Origin of the sequence: Cryobacterium sp. MLB-32 (assembly GCF_000738085.1) — a bacterium.
In the GTDB taxonomy this organism is placed as follows: domain Bacteria; phylum Actinomycetota; class Actinomycetes; order Actinomycetales; family Microbacteriaceae; genus Cryobacterium.
The window spans coordinates 1-9,622 of record NZ_JPRS01000180.1; the positions used below are offsets into that span (position 1 = coordinate 1).

Annotated in this window: 11 protein-coding genes and 1 pseudogene; 5 read left to right on the forward strand and 7 right to left on the reverse strand. The window is 65.1% G+C overall.

Going from position 1 to position 9,622, the window contains the following annotated elements; all coding sequences use genetic code 11:
• Window positions 1–1,050: 1,050 nt before the first annotated feature.
• A pseudogene (gene trmD, locus JF66_RS15125) lies at window positions 1,051–1,773 on the reverse strand (tRNA (guanosine(37)-N1)-methyltransferase TrmD); the annotation flags it as partial.
• Here trmD and JF66_RS23100 point away from each other — a divergent pair.
• The 3 genes from JF66_RS23100 (at window position 1,766) to JF66_RS15135 (ending at window position 3,192) form a co-directional block, all read left to right on the forward strand.
• A complete protein-coding gene (locus tag JF66_RS23100; RefSeq protein ID WP_156109835.1) occupies window positions 1,766–1,996 on the forward strand; it encodes a hypothetical protein in 231 nt (76 codons plus the stop codon). The pseudogene trmD and the gene JF66_RS23100 sit on opposite strands and share 8 nt — an antisense overlap.
• Window positions 1,997–2,097: 101 nt before the next feature.
• Window positions 2,098–2,892: a uroporphyrinogen-III C-methyltransferase gene (cobA, locus tag JF66_RS15130; protein WP_081882425.1), complete on the forward strand. Its 795-nt coding sequence runs from the start codon at window positions 2,098–2,100 to the stop codon at window positions 2,890–2,892.
• Window positions 2,893–2,991: 99 nt separating this feature from the next.
• Window positions 2,992–3,192, forward strand: a complete 201-nt coding sequence (locus tag JF66_RS15135; protein WP_035879342.1) for a hypothetical protein — start codon at window positions 2,992–2,994, stop codon at window positions 3,190–3,192.
• Between the two features lie 144 nt (window positions 3,193–3,336).
• Here JF66_RS15135 and rimM read toward each other — a convergent pair whose 3' ends face one another.
• Genes rimM through rpsP form a run of 3 tightly spaced genes read right to left on the reverse strand, consistent with a single transcriptional unit; the run spans window position 3,337 to window position 4,673 of the window.
• A complete protein-coding gene (gene rimM, locus JF66_RS15140; protein ID WP_035879343.1) occupies window positions 3,337–4,005 on the reverse strand; it encodes a ribosome maturation factor RimM in 669 nt (222 codons plus the stop codon).
• A gap of 9 nt (window positions 4,006–4,014) precedes the next feature.
• Complete coding sequence (locus JF66_RS15145) at window positions 4,015–4,251, reverse strand: RNA-binding protein (RefSeq protein ID WP_035879344.1); 237 nt, start codon at window positions 4,249–4,251, stop codon at window positions 4,015–4,017.
• A gap of 2 nt (window positions 4,252–4,253) precedes the next feature.
• On the reverse strand, window positions 4,254–4,673 hold the full coding sequence (gene rpsP, locus JF66_RS15150; protein WP_035879346.1) for a 30S ribosomal protein S16: 420 nt from the start codon (window positions 4,671–4,673) through the stop codon (window positions 4,254–4,256).
• A 202-nt stretch (window positions 4,674–4,875) separates the two neighbouring features.
• On the opposite strand from rpsP, the gene JF66_RS15155 reads away from it, so the two are divergent.
• Window positions 4,876–6,012, forward strand: coding sequence for a glutamate--cysteine ligase (locus tag JF66_RS15155; RefSeq protein ID WP_035879348.1), 1,137 nt, complete (start codon window positions 4,876–4,878; stop codon window positions 6,010–6,012).
• 86 nt (window positions 6,013–6,098) lie between these two features.
• Here JF66_RS15155 and JF66_RS15160 read toward each other — a convergent pair whose 3' ends face one another.
• Genes JF66_RS15160 through ffh form a run of 3 tightly spaced genes read right to left on the reverse strand, consistent with a single transcriptional unit; the run spans window position 6,099 to window position 9,017 of the window.
• On the reverse strand, window positions 6,099–6,881 hold the full coding sequence (locus JF66_RS15160; RefSeq protein WP_035879350.1) for an LLM class F420-dependent oxidoreductase: 783 nt from the start codon (window positions 6,879–6,881) through the stop codon (window positions 6,099–6,101).
• A 9-nt stretch (window positions 6,882–6,890) separates the two neighbouring features.
• On the reverse strand, window positions 6,891–7,379 hold the full coding sequence (locus tag JF66_RS21855) for an META domain-containing protein (protein ID WP_197059437.1): 489 nt from the start codon (window positions 7,377–7,379) through the stop codon (window positions 6,891–6,893).
• Window positions 7,380–7,436: 57 nt separating this feature from the next.
• Complete coding sequence (gene ffh / locus JF66_RS15170) at window positions 7,437–9,017, reverse strand: signal recognition particle protein (protein WP_035879351.1); 1,581 nt, start codon at window positions 9,015–9,017, stop codon at window positions 7,437–7,439.
• Window positions 9,018–9,116: 99 nt separating this feature from the next.
• Here ffh and JF66_RS15175 point away from each other — a divergent pair, with 99 nt between their 5' ends.
• Window positions 9,117–9,428, forward strand: coding sequence for a putative quinol monooxygenase (locus JF66_RS15175; protein ID WP_035879352.1), 312 nt, complete (start codon window positions 9,117–9,119; stop codon window positions 9,426–9,428).
• Window positions 9,429–9,622: the final 194 nt, after the last annotated feature.

The window sequence follows — 9,622 nt, forward strand, 5'->3', positions numbered from 1 at the left end:
ACCTTGACGGTGTCGCCGGCGCGGAACGCGGGGATGTCCTTCTTGAGGGAAGGAGCATCCACGAAGTCGAGAATATGCATAGTTTGTCGCTCTCTGTATCCGCCACAGGTCGAACACGGTTTGTGCGGGGAACGCGTAACGCGAAACACCCGCAACCGGTAGGTAAGTTTGTGCCGATGTATAGCAGCTCCCCTGTGGCAGAGTCTTGCCGCGGCACAATCGCCTATTCTGTCATATTCTCGGGCGCGTCGCAAAGCACCGGGACGCAAGCGAACGCTAGGACTGCTCGGTGGGGTGCTCTTTGATCACGATGACCTCGGGGTCGACCGCGCGGCGGAACGGAGACGAACTCGGATTGACCGGGTTGCTCCGCGGGGGCATGTTCGGGGACGGTTCCGTGGGACCGAAGGTTCCAGTGCCGGCTGCCGTCTGCTCGATCAGATCGACCATGGCACGGACGCGTTTGCGGGCGGCGTCAAAAAGTGCCCAGACCGCGTACCAGAACGCGCCGATGCCCGCCACAACAGTGAGCACGGAGAGCCAGCCAGACGGATCCTCGGAGAAGCCGAGGGCGATGATGAGGAGGTGCCACAGGCCCAGCACTCCCACGTCGGGCCAGGACAGGGCGCGCTGCTCCCGTACCTCTCGACGGGCGAGGATCAGGCCGCTCACGACAAGCAGGCCGAGCCCGAGCAATACGGCGCCGAAGAAGATGCCGAGCACGGCCCAGCCACCACTCCCGAAGATCGACGAACCGATCAGGAGCCACAGGGGGAGCACGATGACGGCAGGAAACTGCCAACGGAAGAAGGTGCGGCGTATGAACACAGTTCCAGAGTATCCGCGGCGGCTGCACGACGGCCATGCGTTCGCTGAGGGCTGAGGGAGAGCCGGCTTGCGGGCTCGTGCACCGCGGGCGAGGCGCGACGGACGAGAACGACCGATCCGGATCCGGGGATCGGCCTCCGCGGTCTCGATCTCGACGAGCTCGATCTGCGCGCTCCGTCGTCGCGCCTCGACCAGCGCAGCGGTCAGGGGGGCGGGCGGGGTCGGCAGGAGGTCGGGCCGCACCCGTGCCGTGCGCTCAAGCTGCTGCTCGCGGCGCCAGGCGGCGATGGCGCCGTGGTTGCCACTGAGGAGCACCGGGGGCACGGACAGTCCACGCCATTCGGCGGGCTTCGTATAGCTGGGGTATTCGAGCAGGCCGTCTTCGTGGGATTCCTCGACGAGGCTCTGCGGGTTGCCCACCACGCCGGGAATCAGGCGTCCGACGGCTTCGATCATGGCCATCACCGCGACTTCTCCCCCATTCAGCACGTAGTCCCCGAGGCTGACCAGGCGCACCCGACCGCGGGTCTCGTAGTAGTCGACGACGCGCTGGTCGATGCCCTCATAGCGTCCGCACCCGAAGACGAGGTGTGATTCCTCGGCGAGTTCCCGGGCCATGGCCTGCGTGAACTGGTCGCCGGCCGGCGAGGGGAAGATGATGATCGGCCCGGAATCAGAATCCGTGGCGATCGCATCCGTTGTTTCACGCGCCTCGGGCTCCGTAAGGATGGCGTCGAGGGCATCGCCCCAGGGCTCCGGCTTCATCACCATGCCGGCGCCGCCGCCATAGGGTGTGTCGTCGACCGTGCGGTGGCGGTCGTGGGTGTGGTCGCGCAGGTTGTGCACGCCGAGTTCAATCAGACCGGACTGGCGGGCCTTGCCGAGGAGGGACAAATCCAGCACATCGAAGAACTCGGGAAAAATCGTGACGATATCAATGCGCATACCTCAAATTCTAGACGGCGACCGTGATGAAGCCGCCCTGATCAGCGACGTCGTCATCGCGGATCCCCTCGGCCTCGCTGCCGAACGCGAGCGGGCCTTGGCCGCCCACGTGGACAGCGACGAAAACGACTGGGCCGCCAGTCTCGCCGATCCGAAGCGCCTGGGCCGTTCCGTTCCTTCGTCCATGCCCCCACGGAAGCCGACCCAAACATCGCGCTCGTGACCGAACGTGACCAAATGCGTCAGGCGACCCCCGAGGAGCGGGCACATTCACGTACGGTACTTCTCAATGGAAGCCGCAATCCAGTTCGAGGAGAGTACGAGATGAACGCCGCTGAGTCAGGCACGTCCGGACGGGTAACGCTCGTCGGCGGCGGTCCGGGGGCTGCCGGACTCCTCACCATCGCCGCCGTGCAGGCCCTCTTCGAGGCCGAGGTCGTGCTCTTTGACCGCCTCGCTCCGACCGATGACCTGCCCGCTTTGGCACCCCACGCACTCCTGATCGACGTGGGAAAACGTCCGGGTAATCACGCGATCTCCCAGGGCGACATCGAACAGCTCATCGTGCAGCACGCCCTCGCTGGCTCGCGCGTTGTGCGCCTCAAGGGCGGCGACCCGTACATCTTCGGCCGCGGCAGCGAAGAGGTGCTGGCATGCCACATGCGCGGTATCCCGGTGACCGTGATCTCCGGCGTGACGAGCGCCATCTCGGTGCCCGCGACTGCCGGCATCCCGCTGACCCATCGCGGGATGAGCCACGCCTTCACGGTCATCTCCGGCCATGCGCCCCTCACGGAACGCGAACTCCAGGGTCTCGTGCTCCTCGACAGTACGATTGTGGTGCTGATGGGCGTCGGCACCCTGCCCACCCTGACCCAAGGCCTGCTGCGGCACGGAATGACGACGGACATGCCCGTTGCAATCATCGAGCGAGGCTTCAGCGCCACGCAGCGCACGACGATCGCCGACCTCGGCACGATTCTCGGCGAAGCGGCACGCGCGAGCGTTGCCTCCCCCGCCGTTCTCGTGATCGGTGAGGTCGTGCGCCTTGCGTTCACGGGTGACACCAGCGCCGAGCACCTGATCAGCCGAGCCGGCGAGTTCGCCGCCACCGTCTGATCTCGACGGACACCACCGGCCACCCGAACCACTGCCACAAAGCGGGGCCGGCCACGCCCTCACCGAGGCACACACGGACACGCGGACACGAAGATCCTCGTGCGCGCGCTGAAGGCTCGCGGCGGACCCCCTGCCACGGGCCCGAACGACTCCGGCATGAGCGACTCCAAGACCACGGCGTCCCTCGTGACCACGGTGCTCGAAGCCGTCCCGTCCGGGCTGACCCTCGGCATCCAGGTTCACGGGTTCACGGACGAAGTCCAGATCGACCGGCTCACGCCGTGCACAGGAACGTGCTGATCGTCGCACCGTACCCGTGGATCGCCACCGTCGTGAAGCGCGGGTACCGTCCCAACGTGCAGTGCCGAACCTCACGAAGCCAAAGAAATAGCCCACCGCATGAAGATGCGATGGGCTATTGCTGAATCCTTCAGCCTCTGACAGCTACGCCTTGGCGTCGTGTGGGGCGTCAGCGTCAGCGGATGCCGCAGCATCCTCGTCGTCGTCTGCCTCGGGCTCGCCGTCAGCAGGCGCCGACTCGGTCTCCTCGGGCTCCTCAGGCAGCTCTTCGAGCAGTCCGGGGGGCGGGGTGATCGTGACGGTTCCGGCCTTCACATCGACAACGGGAACGATCGCCTTCACGAAGGGGATCATCACCTCGCCGGTCGGCGTTGCGACGATCAGCAGGTCCTGGGCGGGCATGTGCTCGAGCCGGGAGATCGTGCCGATCTTCACACCATCGCGCATCACGGCCAGACCGATCAGTTGATGGTCGTACCAGGCATCTTCCTCGTCGGACTGCTCTGCAGCATCCGATTCGATCCAGAGGATCGCCTTGGCGAGGGTTTCCGCCGTCGTGCGGTCGGGAACATCCTTGAAGAAGCCGACAGCATGCTGGTTGTACCAGCGCAGTTCGACCAGTTCGAGGGTTTTCCCGTGCCAGGGGGTGCCGGTGGGCACCTGAAGGGTGAACACGGCACCCGGGACAAAACGTCGTCCCGGGTCGTCCGTGAACAGTTCCAGCTTGATCGCTCCCTTGAGCCCGTGGGCCTTCGTGAGACGTCCTACCCGAAGTTGGTTGCGTGTGTGCGTGCCGTCGTCGGCCGAGTTCATGGGCGGGCCCTAGAAATCGGTGTCGACGACGTCAACGCGAACGCGCCGACCATCGGCCAGAGCGGCCACGAGGGTGCGCAGGGCCTTGGCCGTGCGACCAGCACGGCCAATAACCCGGCCGAGATCTTCGGGGTTCACACGAACCTCGAGAACCTCACCACGGGGCGAGTTCTTTTCAGCAACGTGCACATCGTCCGGGTGATCTACGATTCCCTTGACGAGGTGCTCAAGTGCGGGAGCGAGCAAGATTACGCCTTGGTCTCGTCGGTTGCCTCGGCGGCAGCCTCGGTGGTCTCCTCGACCTTGGCCGTGGGCTTCTCAGCCTTGGGGCGCAGGACGGGCTTCTTCTTCTCGTCGGCGACGAAGGCGGCCTTCGGCTCCTTGACCTTGACGGTGCTCTTGGCGTTCTTGTCACCCTTGAAGATGCCCCAGTCGCCCGTGAGCTTCAGGAGTGCAGCAACCTGCTCGGTCGGCTGTGCGCCGACGCTGAGCCAGTACTGCGCACGCTCGGACTTGACCTCGATGACGGAGGGCTCCTGCGTGGGGTGGTAGATGCCGATCTCTTCGATGACACGACCATCGCGCTTGGTGCGCGCGTCGGCAACGACGATGCGGTAGTACGGTGCACGGATCTTGCCCATGCGCTTCAGACGGATTTTGACAGCCACAATTCTCCAGTGTTAATTCGATGTTTGGCGAACCATAGGCCGTGAGCGTGGGGGCACACTCGGCATAAGCTCTAAAGGATCTTCCTACACCGGGATAGAGGGCGGGGCATAGTGATCTCGACTGATCATTCTGCCAGACATTGGCCTCTTTGTGATAATCGTATGATGGCGTGTACGTTTCGGCACGTCTGAAGGAGCATGAGTGGCATTGGAATTCGCCCCATCGGGCCGCTCCACCGTGGGCATCGAATGGGAGATCGCCCTCGTGGACCGCGCCACCGGGGACCTCGTGTCCATCGCCGACCAGGTACTTGACGCCCTGCGTGCTCCCGATGGGTCGACGCATCCCACGATCACCGGCGAGCTTCTGCTCAACACTGTTGAGGTCGTGTCCGGCGTGCACGACACAGTGGCGGGCGCGGTAGCGGATGTAGCCGGTCAGGTCTCCGAGGTGCGGGCGGTCGTTGCTTCGCGGGACGTCGACCTCATCTGCAGCGGCTCACATCCGTTCGGACAGTGGTTCGATCAGGACATCACAGATAAGCCGCGTTACCACCGGCTCATCGACCGCACGCAGTGGTGGGGCCGCAACATGATGATCTGGGGCATTCATGTGCACGTCGGCGTCGAGGACAAGAACAAGGTGATGCCCATTCTGAACGGGATGCTCACCTACATTCCGCATCTTCAGGCGCTCTCGGCGTCGAGCCCATACTGGGCCGGCGTGGAGACCGGTTATGCCTCCAACCGGGCCTTGATGTTCCAACAACTCCCGACGGCAGGCCTGCCGTGGGACCTGCCCGACTGGGAAGCCTGGGAAAGCTACGTCGACGACATGACCGTGACGGGCATCATCGACGACGTCACCGAAGTGCGCTGGGACATCCGCCCGGCGCCGCGCTGGGGCACGATCGAGATACGCGTCTGTGACGGCGTGTCGACGACCCAGGAGCTCGGCGCGATCGCTGCCTTCATTCAGTGCCTCGTGGAATGGATGTCGACGACGCTCGATGCCGGCAGGTCCGTTCCGACCATGCAGCCGTGGTTCGTGCGGGAGAACAAGTGGCGCGCCGCACGATACGGGCTCGACGCCGAGATCATCCTCGACGCGGCCGGAGCCGAACGACTCGTGACGGATGACGTGCGTCGCCTCATTGAGGTGCTCTCCCCCATCGCCGAGCGACTCGGTTGCCTCGACGAGTTGCTGGGCCTGCACCGGATCGTCGACGGCGGCGGCAGTTACCAGCGTCAGCTGCGTGTGGCATCGCAGGCTGACGGCAGCCTGCCCGCCGTCGTGGCCGCCCTCAGCCGAGAACTGGAGCAGGGCCTGGGGTCCTAGCCCCGCCGTCGCTCCGCTCACGCGACCTCGATCGCTCCTTCGTCGCGCCTCGACCAGCGGAATCTCTGCGGATCACTGCCGAGCGACTAGGCGTTCTTGGAATCCCGCCAGGCGAGCCAATCCACGGCGTGGGTCAGGTCGTAATCGGGCCCGGAAATTCCGAGCGTGAACAGCCGCGCCCCCAGGTCGTAGAGTTCCTCGGCCTCGGCGACCGTGCGTCCGCGGAGTTCCGTGGAGATTTCGATCTCCGACATGTCCCGGCCGACCTTCTCGCACCAGTCGTCGAGTACCCCGAGCTTGTGTTCGAGCACCGTTGGGTCGGCGAAGGAGTGCCAGATGTCCGCGTGCTGGGCCACGATACGCAGCGTCTTCTTCTCTCCGCCCCCGCCGATCAGCACGGGAATCTTGCGGGTGGGGGCCGGGTTTAACTTCTCCCAGCGCGCTTCGATGCGGTTGAGGCTGTCGTCGAGGGCGTTCAGGCGTTCGCCAGGGGTACCGAACTCGAAGCCGTACTCGTCGTAGTCACGCTCGAACCAGCCTGCGCCGGTTCCGAAGATGAAGCGGCCTCCGCTGATGTGGTCGATAGTGCGGGCCATGTCGGCCTGCAGGTCCGCATTCCGGTAGCTGTTGCAGTTGACGAGCGCCCCGATTTCGATGGTCGACGTCTGCTCTGCCCACGCGGCCAGGATGGTCCATGATTCGAAGTGCAGACCGTCAGGCTCGCCACTCAGGGGAAAGAAATGGTCCCAGTTGAAGGCCACATCTGCGCCGAGTCCCTCGACGGCCTGGACTGTTTCGCGGATCGTGGAATAGGTGGCGTGCTGCGGTGCTATCTGCACGCCAATACGCACCGGACGGGAGGACGTCATGGATCTGCCTTAGGTTGAGGGTGTTGGTGTGGTGGTGGCGATCTGCTTGCGCGGCTCCTGGCCGGCCACGAGGGTGATGGTCTCCCCCGCAGGGTCCTGGAGTACAAGGGTGTCACCGTCAACCGACGCGGACGTCGCGTTGCTGAAGAGGAACGGCAGGGGCTTCCCATCGCAGCCGATGAGCGTGCTCGGCCCGGCTGTCGTGGTCAGGGTGCCGTCTGCGCTGAGTTCCCAGGTTCCCCGCACCACGTTGCATCCGTCCGACGCAACCCACGACCCGTCATCCACGATCGTCAGGAAGGGCTCGGTCTGCAGATTCTCGGAGGGGTCGACCAGCCAAGTGCCCGCGATGGTGGCGGATGCGCCCGACGAACCGGTCGGGCTCGGACTGGCGCCCGGCGAACTGGCGGTGGCGCAGCCCGCCAGCAGCGCGAGCGCGCCGAGACCGAGCAGGCAGTATCCGACCACGGACTTCAGTCGCGTGGGCCGGTTTCTCATCGATGCAGGCATATGACTGACCTCCAGTGATTGGGCAGAGCTGGCTTGCGCCCGAGTTTAGCGCCCCATCATCTTCTGTAGGGCTGCCATTTCTTCTTCCGTTGGCCCGCCCGCCTTGCCCTTGCCCGGTTGTGCGCCGCCGAGCCCGAAGCCGGACCCTCCGCCGGACGAGGCGGCAATCGCGGGCTTCTCCCCCGCGGCCATGGCGGCGTTCTCCGCCGCACGCTTGGCCGGGTTGCCTGACTTCGAGCCCTTTTTCTTCTGCTGCACCTTGGCCTTGCCACCGTAGCCCGCGCCGGGGATCGGTCCCATTCCGGGCACGTTGGGCATTCCGCCCTTGGCGACGGTCTTCATCATCTTGGCGGCCTGCTCGAAGCGCTGAACAAGTTGGTTGACCTCGGTGACGGTCGAGCCCGAGCCGCGTGCAATGCGCATGCGGCGCGAACCGTTGAGGAGCTTCGGTGTCGTGCGCTCGGCCTTGGTCATCGACTGGATGATGGCCTCGGTGCGCACGATCTCGCGCTCGTCGAAGTTCTCGAGCTGCTGCTTCATGGCACCGGCTCCGGGGAGCATGCTCATCATCTTTTTGATCGAGCCCATGTTACGCAGCTGCTGCATCTGGCCGAGGAAGTCGTCGAGGGTGAACGTGTCGGTCGCGAACTTCTCGGCGACCTTGCGCGCCTCGTCCTCGTCGAACGCGCCCTGGGCCTGCTCGATGAGGGTGAGGATGTCACCGAGGTCGAGGATGCGGCCGGCCATACGGTCGGGGTGGAACGGTTCGAAGTCGTCCAGCGCCTCGCCGGTCGACGCGAACATGATCGGCCGTCCCGTGAGGGAGGCAACCGAGAGCGCGGCGCCACCACGGGCGTCGCCGTCGAGTTTGGTGAGCACGACGCCGGTGAAATCGACGCCGTCCTGGAAAGCCTTCGCGGTTGCGACGGCGTCCTGACCGATCATCGCGTCAATGACGAAGAGCACTTCATCGGGGTCCGTGGCCCGACGGATGTCCGCGGCCTGCTTCATCATCTCGGCGTCGACGCCGAGGCGGCCGGCCGTGTCGATGATGACCACGTCGTGAAGCTTCTGCTGCGCGAACTTGACGCCGTCGCGGGCGACCTTGACCGGGTCACCGACGCCGTTGCCCGGCTGTGGGGCATAGACAGCAACACCGGCCTGTTTGGCGACGACTTCGAGCTGGGTGACGGCGTTCGGTCGCTGAAGGTCGGCGGCCACGAGCACGGGCGTGTGACCGTCTTTGGCGAGCCACTTCGCGAGCTTGCCGGCGAGGGTGGTCTTACCGGCGCCCTGCAAACCTGCGAGCATGATGATGGTCGGCGGCTTCTTCGCGAACTCGAGGCGTCGCTGCTGCCCACCGAGAATCGTGACGAGCTCGTCGTTGACGATCTGAACGACCTGCTGCGCCGGGTTGAGTGCCTTGTTAACCTCGTCACCGAGGGCGCGCTCGCGCACCCGACCGGTGAAGTCTTTGACGACCTCGAGGGCAACGTCGGCATCGAGTAGGGCTCGTCGAATTTCGCGAACCGTGCCGTCAACATCCGCTGCACTGAGCTTGCCCTTGGTGCGGAGATTCTTGAACGTCTCGGCCAGGCGATCTGAGAGGTTTCCAAAAGTAGCCATGATCCATCCAGTTTACGCAGATTGAGGGGCCTCCCGAGTCAGCGTGGCATGCTGTCGCTGGGCCCTCAATCGGGAGCCGCGCACAGTTCAGGAGATTTCATGTCCGTTGTCGTCATCGCCACGCTCGTTCCCAAGCCCGGCCGCGTTCAGGACGCCCTCGATGCCTTCGCGGTGGCCTCACCACTCGTACAGCAGGAGCAGGGCTGCGAGCTATACGCACTGCACACGGACCAGGCGAAAATCATCATGGTCGAACGGTGGAGCACACCCGATGATCTGACCGCCCACGCCGGCGGCGAGGCCATGGCCGAACTCAACCGACTGATGGGCGATGCCCTGGTGGAAGCGCCCGATGTGACCATCGCGGCGAACGTGCCCTTCGGCGATCCCCTCAAAGGCACGATCCAGTAGCGCGCCGTTCGATCCCCCCCCCCCCCCCCCAACGTCCCCACGAGATCGACAGGTCGATCCAAGCGCTGGTCGAGGAGCGAGGAACGCTCGGGTCGAGCTTGTCGAGACCAGTCTCGAGACCTCGTGACCTGATCCCCGCAACGCCACCCCGCCGCTGGTCGAGCCTGTCGAGACCCCGCGAGCCGACCCCCGCA